Raw genomic sequence first — 20,055 nt, 5'->3', positions numbered from 1 at the left:
GAAGATGAGCAAGTTGATCATCGAGCACGATCGACGTTGTGCGACCTCATGACTCGAGCGCCATGAGATCGGCGAGCGATTGAAACATGTTCGGTCACGTGCGCTGTGCAGGCTTTGATTCGGGAGGTCGAGTCTCAGACCGGATTCAAGGCGGGTCGCCCATCCAGCACGGCGGCGACGTTATCCAGCGCGGTGAAACCCATCTGATCGCGAGTCTCGATCGTGGCGCTGGCCATGTGGGGTGTCAGAAACACATTGTCGAGTGCCGCGAAACGCTTGTCGACGTTGGGCTCGTTCCGATAGACGTCGAGACCCGCGCTGGACAGATGTCCCGAAGTCAGAGCTTCATATAGCGCATCTTCGTCCACCAGGCCGCCCCGCGCCGCGTTGACAAACACCGCGCCCCTGGGCATCAGTCCGAACTCATGTTTCGTCATTAGCGGGACGCCGCCGCCCGGCACGTGCAGCGTGAGCACCTGGCAGTGCGGAAGCATGTCGTCGAGGCTGTTGTAGTAAGTCGCGCCATTTTCCAACGACTCAGCCGCACGGTTGATGTCCGTATAGATCACACGCATCCCAAATCCCTGCGCACGCTTCGCGAGCGCCCGTCCGATACGCCCAAATCCGACGATGCCGAGCGTCTTGCCGTTGACCCTCGTCCCGAGCATATCGACCATGCCAAACGACTTGCCCCAACCGTTACGCATGATTCGCTCATACTCGGACGCGCGCCGTGAGGCCGCCAGCACGAGCAGCATGGAGAAATCGGCCGTGCATTCGGTCAACGCATCTGGCGCGTTCGTGACTACGATTCCCTTTTCACGGGCCGCAAGAACGTCCATGTGATCGAAGCCCGCGCTCGCATTCGCAATGATCCTGACTGTCGAAGGTAGCGCGGCAATGTGCTCCGCTTGCAACCCGGACTTCTTGCCGATCAGTACAGCGGGCACGTCGTGCTTCTTGCAGAAGTCGACGACCGACCATGAGTCCATATCGGACTCGGTCACGAAGGCATGGAATTCGGCCTCGGCGCGCTTCGCTACGGCAGTGGGGACTTTTCGCGCGATCAACAGCCTGGTACGGTTATCTTTCGACATGGTTTTTCCTTGGTGGACAGACGTCGAGAGACTACGAAACCGCAAGTTGGGCCGTCAATGTTGATTGGATGAATCAACTCCTCGGGAATGATGGGTCCCTTAGTCGTCCGTGTGCACGCCGCACGCGGCCCCCCCCTTTCCTTCCACACTCCTCGTCAGGCCCGCCGCCGCCAACGCGCGCATCAGGAAAACCCTGGTGCGCTCCCTATCGGCAAGGCACTCAGATGTTGATTGAATCAATCAAGCTTGCTTGAGGCAGGGCGCGGATGCAACTCTGATTCCCATCTTCAATTGACTTGTCGAGAGGAAGTGAAATGTCTGCATCGAAGGGATTTGCGGCCGTTACCGGCGCCGGCTCTGGCATCGGTCGCGCCACCGCCATGGCGCTCGCCAAAGCCGGATTCGCCGTCGCGCTGATCGGGCGCAGGGCGGAACCGCTACTCGAGACGAAGGAGGCAATCGGCATCGCTTTCGGAGAAGCGCATGTGTTCCAGGCTGACGTCGCCGACGCAGCGTCAGTCGAGCACGCGTTTTCGCAGATCACCGAGACATTCGGCCGGCTCGACGTGCTCTTTAACAACGCGGGTTGTAACGCAGGGGCTGTCCCGCTGGAAGACTACGAGGTCGATTTCTGGAACGATGTCGTAGCCACCAATCTGACCGGCGTGTTCCTGTGCGCCCGCGCCGCCTATCGCTTGATGAAAGCGCAGTCCCCTCAAGGCGGACGAATCATCAACAACGGATCGATCTCGGCCCACTCGCCGCGGCCGCATACCATCGCCTATTCGGCGACCAAGCACGCAGTCACCGGCATAACCAAATCGATTGCGCTGGATGGCCGCGCATACAACATCGCCTGCGGCCAGATCGATATCGGCAACGCGGCGACATCGCTCACGGAACGCATGAACCGGGGCGTACTGCAAGCGGATGGACGCCTCGCGCCTGAAGCAAGAATGGACGTGACGCATGTTGCGAATGCAGTCGTGCATATGGCCAGTCTTCCGCTCGAAGCCAATGTGCTCAACATGACCATCATGGCGAGCGGCATGCCGTTCGTCGGTCGCGGATAAATCGCCCTTTCCCCAATAAAAAACGACAGGCTATCGTCAAGGAGACACCGATGAAAGTTGTAGAGGAACAAACCGTGCCGCCGCGAAACCCGGCCTACGCGGATACCGCGAAGCGCTCCAGGATCCGGTATGTCGTGCTCTCGATGTTGCTCGTGGCCACCATCCTCAATTACGTGGACCGCTCGGCGCTAGGCATCGTTGCACCGGGTCTCTCGAAAGGGCTGGCGCTCGACAGAATGCAGATGGGCGAACTGTTTGCGGCATTCGGCCTTGCCTATTCCATTGCTCTGCTGCCCGGCGGCGTGCTGACCGACGTTCTGGGCTCGCGCGTTGCCTATGCACTGTCTCTCGTCGGCTGGTCGTTCGCCACGCTGACGCAGGGTCTCGCGACTGGCTATCACATGCTGCTCGGATCGCGGCTCGCAATCGGCGCACTCGAGGCACCCGCCTTCCCTTCGAATGCGCGCGCGGTAACGTTGTGGTTTCCCGCCAGAGAGCGCGGCTTCGCAACCAGTGTCTACGTCATGGGGCAATACATCGGCACCCCCTTGTTTACCGGCTTGTTGTTGTGGATTTCCGCCGCGTACGGCTGGCGCACGGTGTTCTTCGTGACGGGCGGCTTCGGCATCCTGTTCAGTCTTATCTGGTACCGGGTGTACCGCGATCCGCATCAGCACGCAGGTGTCAATGCCGCCGAGCTGCAGTACATCAATGACGGCGCTACCACGGCGCGCAAGCCACGCGAGAAATTCGACTGGCGCATGGCGCTCAAGCTGCTCAGCTACCGGCAAATTCTTGCGATCTGTCTTGGCAAGTTCTGCAATAACACCTTGCTGGTCTTCTTCACCACGTGGTTCATGACTTATCTGATCGAAGCACGTCACATGTCGATAATCAAGGTCGGGGTCTTCCAGGCGCTGCCTTTTATTGGCGCGACGCTCGGCATCCTCCTTGCGGGCTCCCTTTCGGATTTTTTCGTCCGGCGCGGGGTGTCAATTTCCGCGGCACGCAAGTCGCCACTCATCATCGGCACGCTTCTCGGCGCATCGATCGTGCTTGTCAATTTTGTCGAGTCGAACGAGGCGGTGATCGCGATCCTGACGATCGCGTTCTTCGCACAAGGCGTCGGGTCGATGTCGTGGGCCGCAGTCTCCGAGATCGCGCCCCGGCAGTACGTGGGACTGACAAGCAGCATCACCAGCCTCGCGGCCAATATTGCGGGAGTCACCACGCCGCTGATGATCGGCTATATCACCCACCATACCGGCCACTTCTACTGGGCTCTCAATCTGATGGGTGCGATATGCCTGCTCGGCGCGTTCTCTTACTCCGTGCTGCTGGGGAAGCTCTCCCGCATCGAACTGTGACGCATTCGCCTAGCCAGAGAAATCGAATGATTGAATTCAAGTGGGATCATCTGCAACTGTGCTCGGCGGATGCCGAAGCGACCGCCGCCTGGTTTGCGCGCTGCCTGAACGCCGAAATCGTGCGGCGGCCGGGGCGAGTGGATTTGCGCATCGGCAACATCAATCTTTTCATCACGCAGTCGGCGAACGCGCAACCTGGCCGGCTTCCTCATGGCGATCGAAGGCAAGGCATCGATCATTTTGGCGTCGTCGTGGACGATCTCGACGCTGCGTTTGAGCACCTGTTGCGCTGCGACGCGGAAATCGTGGCGCCGGTCAAGCAGGTACGCGCCGGAGTCAGAGCCTGCTTTGTGCGATCGCCGGGCGACATCCTCGTCGAGATCCTGGAGCGGCGGCCCTCAGAGATGACTTTTTCATGAAAAAACGTCACTATTGGCGCTAGATCGGTCGCGCTCACATGCGACGCGCGATCCGCACCATAACTCCTCTGCTGCCGCGTTGTGCAGCATTACAATGCCCCCCACCCCATGCGAAACTGGATCACTCTGACCGAAGCTGCTCGACAACTCGGAGTGCAAGCGCAGACTGTCTACGCGTACGTAAGTCGGGGGACCATCGCGGTCATGACGGATCCGCGTGACCCACGCAAAAGCCTCTATCGTGCGGAGGACGTCGCCGGTCTGTGTCGCAAAAAGCAGGTGGGACGCAAGCGCGAGGCGCTCGCCGCCGGGATGATATTCGGCGCTGAGCCCTGCATTTACAGCGGCATCACCACGTTCTCAAAAGGCCGGCCGTATTACCGGGGACGGGATAGCATCCGGCTTTCGAATACGGCGACGCTTGAGGAGGTGGCTGCCATTCTTTGGAATGCGCGCGCGCCCGTTTCCTTCGAAGCCAGTGACTTGCCGCTACAGGGCGAGGAGCGTGGCAGGCAATGCGCGTTCACCTCGCTGGCGGCGCTCGCGGCTTGCGGGCACTCGATTCTCGGGCGCGCGGACAGCGCACTGCATGTCGAAGCTGGCCGGCTCGTCGCGCTCATCGCGCAAGCGTTTGGCGCGCAGTGTGACGCACATGCATCATGGACACATGAACGATTCGCGCTCGGTTGGGGCCAGGACCGCGACGCCGCCGAACTCATCCGCCGTGCCATGGTCCTCGTGGCCGACCATGAGATAACGAGTTCGGCCTTCGCCGCCAGGATCACTGCCTCCACCGGTGCATCGCTGCCGGGATGCCTACTCACGGGGCTCGCGACCTTATCGGGCCCGCTCCATGGCGATGCGTCGGGCCGCGTGCGGGCCGTGTTCGACGATGTTGGACGACTCGGTGCGGAATACGTGGTTGCCCATCACTTGCAGTCGGCCATTCCCATCCCGGGGTTCGGACATCATCTCTATCCGGACGGCGATCCGCGGGCGGCCGCATTGCTCGAAGTCCTGAATCCACCTCGGGAGATCGTCTCGTTCATCATCAGGGTGGTGGAGCTGACCGGGCTCCAGCCGAATATCGACGTTGCGCTTGCGGCCCTGTCGGCACAGCTGGCGTTGCCACGCGATACGTCGTTCGCGTTGTTCGCAACCGCCAGAAGCGTGGGCTTGCTCGCGCATTGCATCGAGCAGCTCCGGGTGGGCAAGGTCATACGGCCACGAAGCCGCTATACCGGGCGCGCGCTGGAGGACGCGAGCTCCCCGTCGCTCGCGGAAGGCGCGGAGAAGATGCTCGATCCGGTCACGCTCGACAAGAATCGTCTGTTCAAGAAGATTGATCCCTGAGAAGGCGTGTAGCTCGATCTCCGGTGAAACAAAAAAACTCGATGCGAATCGGCTCTCGGCGCGCAGTCTGTTTGTGTGGCCGGAGTGATCAGTAGTTTCTCTTTCCTCGATGTTGGGTCAGACGCTCGCTCCGACTGAACGACCTTCAGTCAGGTCACAGTTTTCCCGCTTTTGCAGCGCAACGGGTGCGGAGGGCCAGCGTGGTCGTTGAACTTGTCGCCAGCGAACCGACGCGCGTGACTAGAACGACGTACTCGGTACTGGCTTTCGACGACGAAGGTCGACTCGACCCGAACCGCTTCGAAAAGCAGCAATTTGCCCTCGTTGAATCCGTTGTGGCTCGCGGCCTTGCTTCACCCCACGACGACAGCAACCAGGCCGTCGTCGACGCGACTGCTCGATTCATCGCGCAAGGGGGACAGTGGACTCCGTCGCCCGCCATGGCGCGTGCGATTGATGAGGCCGCGCTGGAGCAATGACGGTGCGCACGCGTGTAGCACATGCGCGGCAGCGGTTCTACGCCGGTGGCACCGCGACTCGACGCGCTTCGCGCGGGGCGGCGATATCAACCCGAAACAGCCCTCCTTTCGTGCTCGCCAACGTTCGCCCCGGATCGTTCCACCAGAGCTCCTGCCGTCGTGCCACCACGAATGGCAAGTGTCCATCCCGCGACGCGTCCCATTCGATGCGCCCGCGTACGGTGCTATCGATCGTCTGGCATTCACGAAAATCAATGCGCCTGATTGATCATGCGAGGCGACGAGGCGCCCAAGCAGAACGAGCCCATCATCAAGCGCTACGACACTTCGGCGTGCGGGGTCCCGGAGGGCGTTCCACGCGGGTTGTGGCGCGAGCGCAAATATCCGATTATTCTGTCGCGGCTGAAGTCCCTCGATGCCATTCAGGACACAGCGCCGCCGCATGCCAAAGCGCTCGGTGTGTTGAAAACACGCGCAACGGCACTTTTGATGAACGTCCCAAAGGGCAAGTATCTGCGGGTGCCGCCTCCATCGAAAACTCTGGCGGGATGGCCATGCGTGCGGTGGCGTACTCCGGCATAACGCCAGTCTGAAAGCAAAAGGCCCGCTCAAGGCGGGCGTCTTGTCAACGTCGCAACGGGCTTCAGGCCGCGGCGGCGTCCTTCAGCTTCTTCAGCGCGCGAATCTTCAGCTTCACCGTTGCCGGCTTTGCATCGAACCAGCGCTCCTGACCCGTGAACGGGTCCTTGCCGAAGCGCTTTTTCTTCGCTGGGACAGCCTGGACGCCAATTTTCACCAGGCCCGACAGCGTGAATTCACCAGCACCCTTCTTATGCACCGAGCCCAGAATCGTGTCTTCGAGCGCAGCCAGAACCGCTTTGGCCGCTTTCGGCTCGACACCGGCTTGCTCGGCAACGTACGTGGCCAATGAGGCCTTCGTGAACGTTTCCTTCTGCGGCTTGAGTACGCCATTGGCTGGAGCCTTCTTCGCCGGGGCAGCAGCCTTGGGCGCGGCCTTTTTGGCTGCCGGTTTTGCTGCCTTTGGTGCTGCCTTTGGTGCTGCCTTCGTTGCGGCCGGCTTTGCAACCTTCGGTGCTTTCGTTGCGGTCTTCGTTGCCATGAATAATCCTCTATCAGGTTGAGAACCGCTTAAGACGGTGCACGACGCCTTGCGTTACTGCACCGTCTTAAGCTGGCGCCTAGCGTATCAACGGTGTCCGCGATTCGCAACAGGAAAACGCCTTCAGACAAGGCTTGTCGTCATCGCCAACGCAAGAAGCCCAGGATGTGCGCCCGTTTTCGCGGCGGGCGGGCCTCGGAACCGCGTCTGAATAGGGAGAAACGCGCAACCCCTCGCGTCGGCGCATTGAGAGCGGTCACCTCCTCTCCTGCCGCTCTCGGCGCGACACAATTCCGCCGCCTGCGCGCGCGTCCCCGGCTGCGGCCCTGAGTTCGATGCGCTCGATCTCGAACGTCCCGACGCCGGCTTTTTCACGGGTGTGCGGCCATGACGCTGTCCCTCGCTGGCGCGACTCCATGAGACCTCCATGACCGACGAACTCGCGCTTCCCTCGCCGCCCCCGCCGCAGGCGAATCGCAATCGCGCGATCTCGCCGATCCTCGCCGAGGGCGCGACCGACGTCGACGTCGTTGCCCCTCCGTTCGGTAACCTAAACTGCGCCAGCTACGGTGTGCCTCGGGGAAGGCAAACAGATCGGTGGTGCCGTTGCGCATATATGCACAGTCGTAGCGCAAGGGTTTGCCGGCCCGACCGGGATCGGTTGTCGTCTCGCCGATGTACGGGGTCAACCTTTCCGCGCTCGAAATCCGGCACGAACGCGAGCCCGCGCCGCACGATGTCCGACATTATCGGGACTACATATTAAAATGCGATCAATTAAATTATGTAAAATTTAATGAGGGCCGGAAATGTGTGCATTGCCCTCGCGCATTCAGTACCGAGGGGCGCGATGCTTCGACGGCGCTGGATCACTTCGCGAGTGGCACGCCCCGAGAGGACGCATGGCCGTCGCAGCATGTTCCGTGCATCTGCCGAACGCTACTCGATACCTCGGTAGAAAATCCAGCTTCAACATGAGAACAGTACCGCAGGCGCGCGAGTTGTTCCGCGGCATGCGTCAACAATCCGGAAGCTCCCCGGACAGCGTCCTCGAGCGTCATCGGGCCATGTGCCGGTGACACGCAGCCTGAGAAATGCACGGAGAGCTCAGGCAGCGCATCGAGATCAATCGAGCCAGATAGCAGCGTCGTGGGCACACCGAATCGTTGGGCATACTTGCAACATACAAATGGGGCCTTGCCGCTCAGTGTTTGCCTGTCGGAACGCCCTTCACCGGTGATCAGCCAATCAGCGCCGTCAAGCGGCTTCACCAATCCTGTCTCACGCGCGACGGCTTCCGCGCCCGATTCGAGTCGGGCGCCAATCATCAGCAGGGCGAAGCCCAAGCCTCCTGCAGCGCCAGCACCCCACTCATTTCGTTTCGAGTAACCAAACGCCGCCTCAATCGCATCGGCGAAGCAGGTCAGCGTGCGATCGTGTTCTGCCACGCGGGAATCCACACTCTTTTGTGGTCCGAATTCCGATGTTGCGCCGTACTCGCCGGTAAGTGGATATTCTACATCGGACAGTCCTATGATCGTCGTATCCCGAAGCCGTTCGTCGAGCCCAGAAATATCGACATGTGCCGTCTTCGACAACGCACCCAACACCGGCGTGAGCTCGTGTCCTTGAGCGTCTACAATACGCGCTCCCAAGGCCGCGAGCATGCCTGCGCCGCCATCGTTCGTGCTCGTGCCGCCTAAAGCCACGAAGATTCGCCGAACGCCGAGATCAAGGCAGGCGCGGATCAATTGTCCGACACCATACGTATTGCGATCTTCTACGGCCAATGACATCGTCACCGGATCAGTGATCCCCACGATGTGTGCCGTCTCGATGATCGCGTCGCCACTTACCATGATCCCGATATCGACTGGCTTGTCTCGCCCATTGGCGCCGCGCACAAACACGTTCTTGCGCGCTCCCACAGCCCTCGGCATCGCATCCAGCGTGCCCTCGCCTCCATCAGCCATAGGGCAGACACGGACCGCGGCTTGTGGTAACGCTCGAAAGATTCCCGTCGCGACCGCCTCCGCCACCGAGGTGGCATACAGAGATCCCTTGAAGGAATCGGGTGCTATAACGATGATCGGGGTTTGTAACGCTTCTGACATCGATACAATTTCTTCGTTGTTACTGTAAAACCACGAGTGCTGTACGACGCTCATCCATTCGTCAATTACGTATGCGGGACTTCTCCCCCAGTTCTGTCGTTTAGATCGAAGAATTCGCGGAGAACGCATCAAAGGTCAGGTCACCCTTTGACGGACGGATAAAACTCATGAGTGCCCACGCAACGAGATATGCCGAGCCGCACACGATAAACAGGATGTTGTAACCCGCATTGATGTTTCCGAGCGCCTTAAAGTGGTCGAGAAGCACACCAATGAAGAGTGGAAAAAGCGTACCACCGATGGCGCCAGCCATTCCGCCAATGCCGACTACCGATCCCACGAACTTCTTCGGAAACATGTCGGAGGCTGTTGTAAACAGATTCGCAGACCAGCCCTGATGCGCAGCGGCGGCAAGGCTGAGTAGTCCGACCATTGCCCACATGCTGCTAATCCATGGGGACATGGTGATCGGCACAACCAGGAAAGCCAGCACGAGCATTGTCCTCTGTCGTGCATGACCAACATCCCAGCCTCGGGCTATCAGCCACGATGACAACCAGCCTCCCGAAATACTCCCGATCGATGTTGCTATGTAAACGATCACGAGCGGCAGCCCGAGATTCTTGAGATCAAGATGGTAGCGTGATGAAAAGTACGACGGGAGCCAGAACAGCATGAACCACCAGATGGGATCGGTCAGCAGCTTACCCACGACAAATGCGTACGTGGCCCGGAATCGCAGAAGCGAAAGCCAGCTCATCGACACATTACCTTCCTCGACGTCTGCGCGGGCTTCCATGATGTACCTTAATTCCGCTACGGATGCGCGATTGTTCTTGTGCGGCGCGTAGTACATCAAACACCAAAAGCCCAGCCACACCAGGCCGGTCATGCCCGTGACCCAAAAAGCCGCCTGCCAGCCGTATGACGCCGCGAGCAAGGGAACGACGGCGGGCGCAGCTACCGCTCCAATACTCGTGCCTGAGGTAAGGATGCCAACTGCCAATGCCTGCTCTTTTCTCGGAAACCACTCCGATACCGCCTTGACTGCCGACGGGAAGTTACCGGACTCCGCAACGCCAAGAAGACCCCGCATGAAAACAAATCCCAGCGTGTTGCGCACGAGGGAGTGTCCGCACGCAGCAACGCTCCAGACGAGTACGCAGATGCCGTAGCCGAGCTTGACCCCATACTTGTCTACCAGTTTTCCGGAGAGAACCAGTCCCAACGCATAGCATGCGGTGAATACGGCCACCATGTAGCTATAGTCGGTTTCCGTCCAGTTGAATTGCGCCGCGAGGTCCGGCTTCAGCAAGCCGAGAACCTGTCTGTCGAGATAGTTGATTGTCGTTGCGAAAAAAAGCAGAGCGCAAATGCGCCATCTGTAACTTGATCGATCCACCAGCCGCCCCTGTATATATTTCACCCTGCCCGCTGCCGCCGCGACGGCGGTTCTCGTGAACGGCTTTGGATACACTCGCCGCCCCATCGAGTGCACCTCACAGCCGTTCTGTCACGGTTCCTCAGACGTGTACGGCCTTCAGTCCCGTATCACATCCACCGACGACGGTTCGTCTCTCCGCGAAACGAACGCCCCGAGCGCCGTGAGCGATCAGAATGCGGGCGTGACCTGATTGACGTTGTCCTTCGTGACGCGCACTGTCGGCAACACTACCTTTGGAGGTACCTTCTCCCCCTTCAGGACCTTGAGCGCGATTGCCATGCCTTCCGTACCAGCGGGGGGATACAACCAGGTCGCCAATTCGTCGCCAGCCCGAATGGCATCGAACTCTTCCTTCTGGCCATCGATCCCCAGCACCTTGATCTCCTTCGTGCGACCGCTTTCCTTGATTGCCTGGATAGCCCCCAGCGCCATCTCGCCGTTCGCCGCGAACACCAGATCTACCGTACCCGGTGGATGTGCCTGCAGGATGTTCTGCATCACTGCATACGCCTTCGGACGTCGATAATCGCCGGGCTGTCGCGCCACTACCTTGATGCCCGAGTACCTGTCGGTCACCGAGGTCAGCCCGCCGATCCGGTTCACTGAGGTCTCGTCACCCGGAATACCTTCCAGGATCACGATGTTGCCGGACGGTTTGCCATTCTTCTGCATCAGCGTGTCGACAATGAAACGCCCTGCGTCCGCACCAAGCGCACGGTTATCTCCGGACACCATCGTGATCGCCCCGGCGTTGTCGATCGGCTTGCCCACGAACATGTAGGGAATCCGCTGTTCCTTCAGCGAGGCAAGCTCCTGACGCAACCCTTCCGCCTTGCCCGCCTGTACCATCAGAAGCTTGATCCCTTTGGATTCGAGATCCTCAATCCCTGCGATCTGCGTCGCCACATTGCCCTGGCCATCGGTTGCCAGCACCCGTATGCCAGCCTTGCTCGCCGCGTCCTCAATCTGCTTGCGCTGCGTGGCGAGCCACGGATGATCGAGACTTTCCTGCGAGAGGCCAATCGTCTCGACTGCGAATGCGCTCGCGGCGCTGCCGAGCATGAGCGCCACCGCGGCGGCGTGCACGAGTTTCAACCTGAACATAAACGTCTCCTTGATTTTTGTCCGCGTCAGCGGCCTTTTGAACGACTGAGTTGCGCATGAATCAGCACCGCGCCCACGATGATTGCGCCCTTGACGATCAGTTGCGTGTACGCCGGGATGTTCAGCAGGTTCAGCAGATTGTTCAGCACTCCAATCAGAAGGACGCCGACAATCGTTCCGCCTATGCCCCCGACCCCGCCCGAAAGACTGGTGCCACCGACCACTACCGCGGCAATCGCATCCAGTTCGAGCCCCTTGCCAAGATTCGCTTCCCCGATATTGAGCTGCGTGGACATCACGAGACCACCCAGGCCGGCGAAGAGACCCGACAGGCAATAGGCGATCACGCAGACCCTGTCGACCGGCACGCCGGAGAGACGCGCCGCTTCGGCGTTACCGCCTACCGCATAGACATGCCGGCCATAACGCGTCATCCGCAGGATCACCGCCGACGCAACCGCCATGACGATGAAAAGCAGCGCCTGCACCGGCACGCCAGCGAGGCGGCCGCGCCCTATCCATGCAAGCGCCCGCGGCACGCCAATAACCGGTTCTCCGCCGGAATAGGCGAGGCCCACGCCAACCAGCGCGGTCATCATCCCAAGCGTGACAATGAACGGCTGGACACGCCCCCGTGTGGTAATGATCCCGTTCAGCCATCCACACACGAGCGCGACCGTCATTCCGCCTGCCAGCGACACGAATGGACCGTATGGCTTGAGGCCCGCGACTGCAAGCGTCGTCAGCGCGAGAATGGAGCCTACCGACAGATCAATGCCTGCCGTCAGGATTACGAACGTCATGCCCAGCGATGTCAGGCCGACGACGGACACCTGGCGCACGACATTCAACAGGTTTTCCGCAGTGAGAAAATATGGAGACGAGACGGCTGCAATCACACACAGGATCAGGAAGATGGTGAAAATGCCGAAGCGCTGGATGAGTTCAATGCGCCGCCACGCACCACCTGAAAAGCGACCGTCTGTCTGCGCACCTGAAAGGGATTTTGCGATTGCCATGAATTATCTCGCTATCATCTGAAGGACCGATTCTTCCGTCGCGTCGTGCGCGGAAATTTCTCCGGTGACCACCCCGTCACGCAGCGCGACGATACGGTCGACCATGCCAAGGAGTTCCGGCAGTTCCGAAGAAATCAGCAGTACCGCCTTGCCTGCGCGGGCAATCTCGTCAATCAGCCGGTAGAACTCGACCTTCGCGCCAACGTCGACGCCACGGGTCGGTTCGTCGAGGATCAGCAGCGTGTAGTCGTGCGCCATCCACTTGCCGAACACAACCTTTTGCTGATTGCCGCCGGACAACGTGCCAACGGGCACCTCAGCGCTCGATGCCGAAACGGCCAGTTGCTGGCACACGGACGCCACCCGGTCCCGTTCCTGACGGCGGTCGACGAAGCCGAAACGGCAAATTCCGGCGAGCGTGGGCAGTATTGCGTTCTCGCGGATGCTGAGGCCGAGCACGAGTCCCTGCGTCTTGCGGTCTTCCGGTACGAGCGCGATACCCGCCTCGATTGCCTGTGCTGGTGTGGCGGGCCGATGCGTGCGTCCGGCAAGGGATATCTCGCCCGCCACGATGGGATCCAGTCCGAAGATCGCGCGGGCCACCTCCGTACGCCCCGCGCCGACAAGCCCTGCAAGGCCCACAATCTCGCCCGCGCGAACATTGAACGAGACGTCCTGTACACGCTGATCGAGCCGCAGCCCCTTCACGTCAAGCACGATGCCGGTTTTCCCGCCAACGTCGCGCCGGTCGGGGAAGCGCGTATCGACCTCACGACCGACCATCAACCGGATCATGGACGCACGATCGAGCTCGGCCACCTTGCGCGTGCATACCGATCGCCCGTCTTTCATGATCGTGCAGGTATCGCAAAGATCGAAGATTTCATCCATGCGGTGCGACACGTAGAGAATCGTGACGCCATCGCGCGAAAGCGTGCGAACGACGTTGTAGAGCAGCGTCAGCTCGTGATCCGACAGCGTGGCGGACGGCTCGTCCATGATCAGCACCCGCGCCGAAACGGCCAGTGCCTTTGCGATCTCGACGAGCTGCTGCTCCGCAACCGACAGCGTACCGACACGCCGGCGCACGTCGATCGGCGCACCGATGCGCGCGAGCAGTGCCTGTGCCTCCCTGCGCATCGACACACCATCGAGCAGCCCGCGGGTGATCCGCTCGCGACCCAGAAAAATGTTTTCTGTGACGCTCAAGGCCGGGATCAGGTTGAACTCCTGATATATCGTCGAAACTCCGGCCGTCACCGCCTCGCTTGGCGAGCCCGGCGAGTACGGGTCGCCATCGAGCAACAGTTCGCCTTCGTCAGGCGCGGTAGCGCCGCTCAGGATCTTGATCAAGGTGGATTTGCCCGCCCCGTTCTCACCAACCAGTGCATGGACCGATCCGCGGCTGCATGAGAACTCGATACGATCCAGGGCCCGCACGCCCGGGTAGGTCTTGCTGATTCCCTTCACTTCCAGAGCATTCATGGAGTGCCTCTGTTACGCGATACGCCGTTCGGCTGATGCTGGCCGTTTCGGGCTACACAGATCCGCTGCAGCCGCTCACGCGACCTGCAGCTGAATCTTCAGGACGCTCCTGTCCTCCGCCAGGCGTTTGAACGCCGCCTGCACGTCGTCGAGCCGATAGATCGTTGTGAGAAAAGGTGCAACGTCCACGCGCCGGTAGCCAAGCAGGGTGGCCGCCTCGTGCATGTCGTCACCCATTCCCGCGACGGTTCCTTGCACCCCCTGCTCGCGCAGCACGAAATCGAGCGCAGCAATCCTGAACGTATGACCTGGTTTGGCAAGCCCAAACGCAATCACGCGGCCGCCGGGCCGGATCAGTGTGAAGGCCTGCTCGTAAAGGTCGGGCAGCCCGACGCTTTCGATGGCGACGTCGACGCCACGGCCATCGGTTGCGGCACGCACGGCGGCCTCAACCTGCGCCGGGTCGGACACAACGATGTCCGCACCCAGCTCTTTCGCCAGCCGGGCGCGCTCGGCATTTGGCTCCGCGACGATGACCGGCGCGGCGCCTGCGCGCAGAGCCAGTTGCATGTGCATCTGCCCGATCGGCCCGGCGCCAATGACCAGCACGCTCTCGCCGAGGCGCAGGTGGCTCTTGCGAAATGCCCGCACGATGCATGACAGCGGCTCAACCATCGCCCCTTCCTCCACGGGCATTGCGGCCGGCAGGGGCACGACCGTATGAGCCGGCACCCGCACGTATTCGGCCATGCCGCCGTTCACGTGAATGCCGAGCTGTACCATCTGCGTGCAATTGAGAATTTCGTTCTTACGGCAATAAAAGCAACTGCGGCAGCCGAGATTGATGTCGGCGGTAACAGGCTGACCGATACTCAACCCTTTTACCGCAGCACCCATTTCGGCAATCGTCCCGGAGAACTCGTGGCCCGGAATCAACGGCAGCCGGTCAAGCGAATAATTGCCGTGATAGATATGCAGGTCAGTGCCGCAGATGCCACACCGCTCGACCTTGATCAGGACGTCGGATACACCACATTCGGGAACCGGCACGTCACGCAGTTCGAACTGCATCGGCGCGACGAGTACAGCAGCCTTCATGACTTTCTCCATGACAAGAACGCAGGGACGACCTCAACCATCCGCCCTGGCGATCCAGGGCGGACATGCGGGCAAGGTACCTGCCGTAGAGTGAAATGCGGGCCGGCATACCGCCGGCGGTATGCAGCTATCGGGGCGTCGGCGCGTCCTGCCGGATCAACCGCTGACGCTTCAGTTCGTCCCAGAACGCTGCCGGAATGTCTGTCCGGAAAGTCTGCAGGTTCTCTTCGAGCTGCGCCACGGAACGCACGCCGGGAATGTTGGTCGGAATGGCGGGATGGCCGAGAACGAACTGCAGCGCCGCCGCCTTGAGCGGGACCGAGTATTCGCGACACACCTGCTCGATCCTGCGAACGCGCTCGAGAACGTCTTCCGGCGCGGGCGCATAGTTGTATTTCGCACCGGGCACGGCGCCAGTTGCGAGAATGCCGCTGTTGTAGCCACCGCCGAGAATCACCGACACCTGACGCTCTTCACACAGCGGCAGGAAACCGTCGAGTGCATCCTGTTCGAGCAGCGTGTAGCGGCCGGCCAGCAGCAGGCAGTCGAAGTCGTTGCGCCGGATGGCCTCGTGTGCGACCTGCCACTCGTTGACGCCCACGCCCACGGCCCTGACGACCCCTTCGTCGCGCAGCTTCAGCAATGCCCTTGCCGCGCCCGACATTGCCGCGTCGAACATCTCCGGCTGTCGGCCGGCATGCGTATAGGCGTCGATGTCGTGGATCAGCGCGATATCGATATGCTCGAGTGCCATCCGCTGCAGACTGTCCTCGATCGAACGCATTGCGCCATCGTAGCTGTAGTCGAACCGCATCTCGAACGGCAGGCCATCAACCCATGGCGTGAAGTCGATTTCCGCACGCTTGCGAGGCTTCAGAAGCCGCCCTACTTTCGTCGACAGCACGTACTGGTCGCGCGGATACCAGCGCAACGCCTGCCCGCAGCGTGCCTCGCTCAGCCCATGCCCGTACATGGGCGCGGTGTCGAAATAGCGCACACCGGCGTCCCACGCGGCCTTGATCAGCGCCGCTGAGTCTTCTTCTGTGATCGGTCTGAAAATATTGCCGATCGGTGCCGCGCCGAAGCCCATCAGCGTCGTATCGAGCCCCGAACGCGGCCATTTACGCTTTGCTACCGGATCCATCCTTGTCTCCTGCCGTGAGTTGGATTATTCGCCGCGCCCCATTAAGTAACGCACCAGATAGTTACTTGATGGCGATATTAGACCGCTGCCGACTGCGTATCAAGAGGGTTTTCCCGGGGGAATGACTGTCTTATTCAGACGCATCGTACTCATCGTTCGCGACAGCCTGAAGTGACGGCATCGGGGGCATGAGGCCCAGAAACACGGCCATCGCCTCGATCGAATTTTCGAGCAGATGACGTCCCGGATGCGTAGCCAGGCCGCGCTCCTTTGCGAGTGCCAGGAGGCCTGTTTCTGCGGGTTTCATGATCAGGTCCGCGATGACAGCCCGCGCGCCGGCGTCAGACAGGTCGACCGGCAGTGGATCGCCTGCCCGCATCCCGCAAGGCGTCGCATTGACTACAAGATCGTGCATCGCCTTGGCGCGCGGCGCGCTTTCGCGGATCACCGTCCTGCTGTTACGTGCGCGCAACGCCCGGATGAGGCGCTGAAGGGAAGCGGCATTGTTGTCGAAAAGATCCAGTGACGCGACGCCCGCGTCGACGAGGGCATGGGCAACCGCCACGCCGGCACCACCGGCGCCAACGATCAACGCCGTCCTGCCCTGCGTCGCGTGTTTGCGATCATGCAGTCCCTTGACGAATCCGACGCCATCAAACATCGCGCCAGTCCATGAGCCATCCGCCTCCCGGCGCAGGCAGTTGACGGCCCCGGTCTGTCGCGCCTCATCCGACAAATGCGCTGCAAAGGCAGCCGCCTGGACTTTATGCGGCACCGTAACAACTACGCCGGCCAGGTTGGCCACGGCGCGTAGCCCTTCGAAGAGAGTGTCCAGGTTTGATGCCGGCACATGAAACGGCACGAGCACCGCGTTGATCCGACGTCGCTGGAACAATGCATTGAAGAGTTCTGGCGATTTTGCCTGCGCGATGGGATCACCCAGTATCGCGACCACCCGTGTTTCACCGTCGACGTGCGTCATCAGTCGCCTCCGTGCAAGTCGTCATGCGTTCGATCAGACGCTGCACACGCAGCGCGTCGTCCCCAGTCACCAGTGGCGTGCGATCCTCGCGGATGGCTGCAAAAAAGTCCTTCAGCAGATCGCGATGTGCGGTATGGGAAAAATCCATCGGTTTTGCACCAAAGCCGGAGGAAGATGGATCCCGAAATTCCTCGGTACGCCCATCCTGGAAGTACACGCGCAGATGGCCGCCTTCGAGTACCGCCGTACCATACCTGCCAACGACTTCGGTACGCTCAGGAAAGCCCGGAAAAGCCGCTGTCGTCGCGAGCACGTGACCGGCAGCGCCGCTTTCGAAGGTCAGCGCGGCACTTGCGAAGTCCTCCGACTCCATTGAATGCAATGCGGTCGTCGTGGTTGCGGCGGTCACCGATGAAACATCTCCGGCCAGCCAGATCAGGATGTCGAGAGCGTGAATCGCCTGCGTCATCAGCACCCCGCCGCCGTCCCTGGCATAAGTGCCGCGGCCGGGTTCATCGTAGTAGGACTGGGGGCGCCACCACCGCATATCCACGCTGGCATAGGCCAGCCGCCCGAGCGCACCGGACTTCACCAGCGTAGCGAGCCGCTGTACAGCGGGACGAAAGCGGTTCTGGAACACCACGCCAAGTTGCACCCGGGCGGTCCGGCAAGCCTCGACCACCTGTTTTGCGCGCGGGATCGATATGTCGAGGGGTTTCTCGAGCAGCATGTGCTTGCCCAGAGCAGCCGCCTGCTCAACGAGCTCAAGATGCGTATGCGGGGGTGTCAGCACCAGGACGGCATCGATCCGTGGATCCTTCAGCACTGCGGCGAAGGACTCGCCAACCGGCAAGCCGTGGGCGCCGGCGAACCGCTCCAGCCGCTCGCGCGAACGACCGACGACACCAACAACCTCCACCTCGTCACGCAGTTCGTTCAGGGCAAGTGCGTGAGGCGTAGCGGCCAGACCGGCTCCGACAATCGCAATCCGGGTTTTATGCATTGGGCTGTTCCAGGGAAGACTTGTTCAGATCAACTCAGTGAGTTCCGGAACAGCCTGGAAGAGATCCTGGGTCAGGCTGTAATCGGCCACGCTGAAGATCGGCGCTTCTTCGTCCTTGTTGATCGCCACGATCACCTTCGAGTCCTTCATGCCTGCCAGGTGCTGGATCGCGCCCGAGATGCCCACCGCGACGTACAGTTGCGGCGCAACGATCTTGCCGGTCTGGCCGACCTGATAATCGTTGGGCACATAGCCTGCGTCCACTGCTGCGCGCGAGGCGCCGAGTGCGGCGTTGAGCTTGTCCGCGAGCGGTTCCAGAACCTTCGTGTAGTTCTCGCCGCTGCCGAGACCCCGGCCACCCGAGACAATGATCTTCGCGCTCGTGAGTTCCGGACGGTCGAGCTTCGTGACTTCACGGCCGACGAATTGCGAGAGACCGCTGTCCGCTGCCGCTTCGAGCTTCTCCACCGCTGCGCTGCCGCCTTCGTCCGCAACCGCATCAAACGCAGTCGTACGGACCGTGATCACCTTGACCGGGTCAGCCGACTGCACCGTTGCAATGGCGTTGCCGGCGTAGATCGGGCGCTCGAACGTGTCCGGCGAGTCCACTGCCGTGATGTCCGAGATCTGCGCGACGTCCAGCTTCGCGGCGATGCGCGGCGTGACATTTTTGCCCGCTGCCGTTGCCGGCGCGAGGATGTGCGTGTAGTTCTTCGCGATGCTCAGGACCGTCGCTTCGACGTTCTCAGCAAGACCCACTTCGAGTTGCGGCGCGTCGGCCAGCAGCACCTTCGCCACGCCGGCGATCTTCGCGGCTGCGTCAGCAGCAGCTTGCGCGTTGTGACCCGCAACCAGCACGTGCACGTCGCCGCCGATCTTCTGCGCGGCAGCCACGGTGTTCAGCGTCGCAGCCTTGATGGTTGCGTTGTCGTGTTCGGCAATAACCAGATTCGTCATTTCTCTTTCGCTCCTCACAGCACCTTGGCTTCGGTCTTCAGCTTCTCGACCAGCGTCTTCACGTCGGCGACCTTCACGCCTGCGCTGCGCCTGGGCGGCTCGGCAACCTTCAGGGTCTTCAGACGCGGCGCTACATCGACACCGAGGTCTTCGGGCTTGACCGTTTCCAGCGGCTTCTTCTTCGCCTTCATGATGTTCGGCAGCGTGACGTAGCGCGGCTCGTTCAGGCGCAGATCCGTCGTAACCACGGCGGGCAGCTTCAGCGACAGCGTTTCCGCGCCACCATCGACTTCACGCGCAACGGTGGCCTTGCCATCAGCGACGGTAATCTTCGAAGCGAAGGTCGCTTGCGGCACGTTCGCCAGCGCGGCGAGCATCTGGCCGGTCTGGTTCGAATCGTCGTCGATGGCCTGCTTGCCGAGGATCACCAGTTGCGGCTGTTCCTTGTCGACGAGCGCTTTCAAAAGCTTCGCGACAGCCAGCGGCTGGAGGTCTTCATTCGACTCGACGAGGATCGCGCGGTCCGCGCCGATCGCGAGCGCCGTGCGCAGCGTTTCCTGCGCCTGCGCGACACCGGCGGACACGGCGATGACTTCCGTCGCCACACCGGCTTCCTTCAGACGAACTGCCTCTTCAACAGCGATCTCGTCGAACGGGTTCATCGACATTTTCACGTTAGCGATGTCGACACCCGTGCCATCCGACTTCACACGAACCTTGACGTTGTAATCGACTACGCGCTTGACTGGCACCACGACTTTCATGTGCAAACCACTCCCTCAATAAAACCTGCTCAA

20 protein-coding genes are annotated in these 20,055 nt (G+C 61.0%); 6 read left to right on the top strand and 14 right to left on the bottom strand.

Translation table 11 applies throughout. From position 1 onward, the window contains the following. Window positions 1-134 precede the first annotated feature (134 nt). Complete coding sequence (locus P5W99_RS37245) at window positions 135-1,097, bottom strand: 2-hydroxyacid dehydrogenase (RefSeq protein WP_434668334.1); 963 nt, start codon at window positions 1,095-1,097, stop codon at window positions 135-137. Window positions 1,098-1,411: 314 nt separating this feature from the next. On the opposite strand from P5W99_RS37245, the gene P5W99_RS37240 reads away from it, so the two are divergent. The 5 genes from P5W99_RS37240 (at window position 1,412) to P5W99_RS37220 (ending at window position 5,788) form a co-directional block, all read left to right on the top strand. Then, a complete protein-coding gene (locus P5W99_RS37240) occupies window positions 1,412-2,170 on the top strand; it encodes an SDR family oxidoreductase (RefSeq protein ID WP_434668331.1) in 759 nt (252 codons plus the stop codon). 50 nt (window positions 2,171-2,220) lie between these two features. Next, window positions 2,221-3,537 carry an MFS transporter gene (locus P5W99_RS37235; protein WP_434668328.1) on the top strand — a complete coding sequence of 439 codons (1,317 nt, stop codon included), beginning with the start codon at window positions 2,221-2,223 and terminating at the stop codon, window positions 3,535-3,537. Between the two features lie 26 nt (window positions 3,538-3,563). Further along, complete coding sequence (locus P5W99_RS37230) at window positions 3,564-3,956, top strand: VOC family protein (protein ID WP_434668325.1); 393 nt, start codon at window positions 3,564-3,566, stop codon at window positions 3,954-3,956. A 108-nt stretch (window positions 3,957-4,064) separates the two neighbouring features. Beyond that, complete coding sequence (locus P5W99_RS37225) at window positions 4,065-5,309, top strand: citrate/2-methylcitrate synthase (protein WP_434668322.1); 1,245 nt, start codon at window positions 4,065-4,067, stop codon at window positions 5,307-5,309. 200 nt (window positions 5,310-5,509) lie between these two features. Next, a complete protein-coding gene (locus P5W99_RS37220) occupies window positions 5,510-5,788 on the top strand; it encodes a hypothetical protein (protein ID WP_434668319.1) in 279 nt (92 codons plus the stop codon). 37 nt (window positions 5,789-5,825) lie between these two features. Here the strand turns inward: P5W99_RS37220 and P5W99_RS37215 are convergent, their stop codons facing one another. Next, window positions 5,826-5,996: a hypothetical protein gene (locus P5W99_RS37215; RefSeq protein ID WP_434668371.1), complete on the bottom strand. Its 171-nt coding sequence runs from the start codon at window positions 5,994-5,996 to the stop codon at window positions 5,826-5,828. Between the two features lie 62 nt (window positions 5,997-6,058). Here P5W99_RS37215 and P5W99_RS37210 point away from each other — a divergent pair, with 62 nt between their 5' ends. Further along, window positions 6,059-6,370 carry a hypothetical protein gene (locus P5W99_RS37210; protein ID WP_434668316.1) on the top strand — a complete coding sequence of 104 codons (312 nt, stop codon included), beginning with the start codon at window positions 6,059-6,061 and terminating at the stop codon, window positions 6,368-6,370. 61 nt (window positions 6,371-6,431) lie between these two features. On the opposite strand, the gene P5W99_RS37205 is transcribed toward P5W99_RS37210, so the two are convergent. The 12 genes from P5W99_RS37205 to P5W99_RS37150 all read right to left on the bottom strand — a co-directional run bounded on the left by P5W99_RS37205 (window position 6,432) and on the right by P5W99_RS37150 (window position 20,022). Beyond that, a complete protein-coding gene (locus P5W99_RS37205; RefSeq protein WP_434668313.1) occupies window positions 6,432-6,908 on the bottom strand; it encodes an HU family DNA-binding protein in 477 nt (158 codons plus the stop codon). 869 nt (window positions 6,909-7,777) lie between these two features. Further along, on the bottom strand, window positions 7,778-9,022 hold the full coding sequence (locus P5W99_RS37200) for a glycerate kinase (protein ID WP_434668368.1): 1,245 nt from the start codon (window positions 9,020-9,022) through the stop codon (window positions 7,778-7,780). A 100-nt stretch (window positions 9,023-9,122) separates the two neighbouring features. Beyond that, window positions 9,123-10,499, bottom strand: a complete 1,377-nt coding sequence (locus tag P5W99_RS37195; protein ID WP_434668311.1) for an MFS transporter — start codon at window positions 10,497-10,499, stop codon at window positions 9,123-9,125. A gap of 135 nt (window positions 10,500-10,634) precedes the next feature. Next, window positions 10,635-11,552 carry a substrate-binding domain-containing protein gene (locus P5W99_RS37190; RefSeq protein WP_434668304.1) on the bottom strand — a complete coding sequence of 306 codons (918 nt, stop codon included), beginning with the start codon at window positions 11,550-11,552 and terminating at the stop codon, window positions 10,635-10,637. 44 nt (window positions 11,553-11,596) lie between these two features. Then, window positions 11,597-12,589 carry an ABC transporter permease gene (locus tag P5W99_RS37185; RefSeq protein ID WP_434668301.1) on the bottom strand — a complete coding sequence of 331 codons (993 nt, stop codon included), beginning with the start codon at window positions 12,587-12,589 and terminating at the stop codon, window positions 11,597-11,599. Window positions 12,590-12,592: 3 nt separating this feature from the next. After that, window positions 12,593-14,074 (bottom strand): sugar ABC transporter ATP-binding protein, encoded by a 1,482-nt coding sequence (locus P5W99_RS37180; protein ID WP_434668299.1) that lies wholly within the window; start codon window positions 14,072-14,074, stop codon window positions 12,593-12,595. Window positions 14,075-14,149: 75 nt separating this feature from the next. Beyond that, a complete protein-coding gene (locus P5W99_RS37175; protein ID WP_434668296.1) occupies window positions 14,150-15,172 on the bottom strand; it encodes a zinc-dependent alcohol dehydrogenase in 1,023 nt (340 codons plus the stop codon). Between the two features lie 127 nt (window positions 15,173-15,299). Beyond that, a complete protein-coding gene (locus tag P5W99_RS37170; protein ID WP_434668294.1) occupies window positions 15,300-16,316 on the bottom strand; it encodes an aldo/keto reductase in 1,017 nt (338 codons plus the stop codon). 130 nt (window positions 16,317-16,446) lie between these two features. Next, window positions 16,447-17,298, bottom strand: coding sequence for a shikimate dehydrogenase family protein (locus tag P5W99_RS37165; RefSeq protein WP_434668292.1), 852 nt, complete (start codon window positions 17,296-17,298; stop codon window positions 16,447-16,449). Next, on the bottom strand, window positions 17,279-18,301 hold the full coding sequence (locus tag P5W99_RS37160; protein ID WP_434668289.1) for a Gfo/Idh/MocA family protein: 1,023 nt from the start codon (window positions 18,299-18,301) through the stop codon (window positions 17,279-17,281). The genes P5W99_RS37165 and P5W99_RS37160 overlap by 20 nt, the downstream gene beginning before the upstream one ends. Window positions 18,302-18,325: 24 nt before the next feature. Then, complete coding sequence (locus P5W99_RS37155; RefSeq protein WP_434668287.1) at window positions 18,326-19,258, bottom strand: electron transfer flavoprotein subunit alpha/FixB family protein; 933 nt, start codon at window positions 19,256-19,258, stop codon at window positions 18,326-18,328. 14 nt (window positions 19,259-19,272) lie between these two features. Beyond that, window positions 19,273-20,022: an electron transfer flavoprotein subunit beta/FixA family protein gene (locus tag P5W99_RS37150; RefSeq protein WP_434668284.1), complete on the bottom strand. Its 750-nt coding sequence runs from the start codon at window positions 20,020-20,022 to the stop codon at window positions 19,273-19,275. Between the last annotated feature and the right edge of the window lie 33 nt (window positions 20,023-20,055).

The sequence above is a fragment of the Paraburkholderia sp. A3BS-1L genome (assembly GCF_051125215.1).
Classification (GTDB): domain Bacteria; phylum Pseudomonadota; class Gammaproteobacteria; order Burkholderiales; family Burkholderiaceae; genus Paraburkholderia.
Note: the sequence above shows the minus strand (reverse complement) of the source record. Positions and strands in the feature narration are given on the sequence as shown.

Excerpts from the sequence above, each read along its gene's own strand:
- P5W99_RS37245 (WP_434668334.1), bottom strand. The coding sequence starts at position 1,097 with ATGTCGAAAGATAACCGTACCAGGCTGTTGATCGCGCGAAAAGTCCCC.
- P5W99_RS37240 (WP_434668331.1), top strand. The coding sequence starts at position 1,412 with ATGTCTGCATCGAAGGGATTTGCGGCCGTTACCGGCGCCGGCTCTGGC.
- P5W99_RS37235 (WP_434668328.1), top strand. The coding sequence starts at position 2,221 with ATGAAAGTTGTAGAGGAACAAACCGTGCCGCCGCGAAACCCGGCCTAC.
- P5W99_RS37230 (WP_434668325.1), top strand. The coding sequence starts at position 3,564 with ATGATTGAATTCAAGTGGGATCATCTGCAACTGTGCTCGGCGGATGCC.
- P5W99_RS37225 (WP_434668322.1), top strand. The coding sequence starts at position 4,065 with ATGCGAAACTGGATCACTCTGACCGAAGCTGCTCGACAACTCGGAGTG.
- P5W99_RS37210 (WP_434668316.1), top strand. The coding sequence starts at position 6,059 with ATGCGAGGCGACGAGGCGCCCAAGCAGAACGAGCCCATCATCAAGCGC.
- P5W99_RS37205 (WP_434668313.1), bottom strand. The coding sequence starts at position 6,908 with ATGGCAACGAAGACCGCAACGAAAGCACCGAAGGTTGCAAAGCCGGCC.
- P5W99_RS37200 (WP_434668368.1), bottom strand. The coding sequence starts at position 9,022 with ATGTCAGAAGCGTTACAAACCCCGATCATCGTTATAGCACCCGATTCC.
- P5W99_RS37185 (WP_434668301.1), bottom strand. The coding sequence starts at position 12,589 with ATGGCAATCGCAAAATCCCTTTCAGGTGCGCAGACAGACGGTCGCTTT.
- P5W99_RS37180 (WP_434668299.1), bottom strand. The coding sequence starts at position 14,074 with ATGAATGCTCTGGAAGTGAAGGGAATCAGCAAGACCTACCCGGGCGTG.
- P5W99_RS37175 (WP_434668296.1), bottom strand. The coding sequence starts at position 15,172 with ATGAAGGCTGCTGTACTCGTCGCGCCGATGCAGTTCGAACTGCGTGAC.
- P5W99_RS37170 (WP_434668294.1), bottom strand. The coding sequence starts at position 16,316 with ATGGATCCGGTAGCAAAGCGTAAATGGCCGCGTTCGGGGCTCGATACG.
- P5W99_RS37165 (WP_434668292.1), bottom strand. The coding sequence starts at position 17,298 with ATGACGCACGTCGACGGTGAAACACGGGTGGTCGCGATACTGGGTGAT.
- P5W99_RS37160 (WP_434668289.1), bottom strand. The coding sequence starts at position 18,301 with ATGCATAAAACCCGGATTGCGATTGTCGGAGCCGGTCTGGCCGCTACG.
- P5W99_RS37155 (WP_434668287.1), bottom strand. The coding sequence starts at position 19,258 with ATGACGAATCTGGTTATTGCCGAACACGACAACGCAACCATCAAGGCT.
- P5W99_RS37150 (WP_434668284.1), bottom strand. The coding sequence starts at position 20,022 with ATGAAAGTCGTGGTGCCAGTCAAGCGCGTAGTCGATTACAACGTCAAG.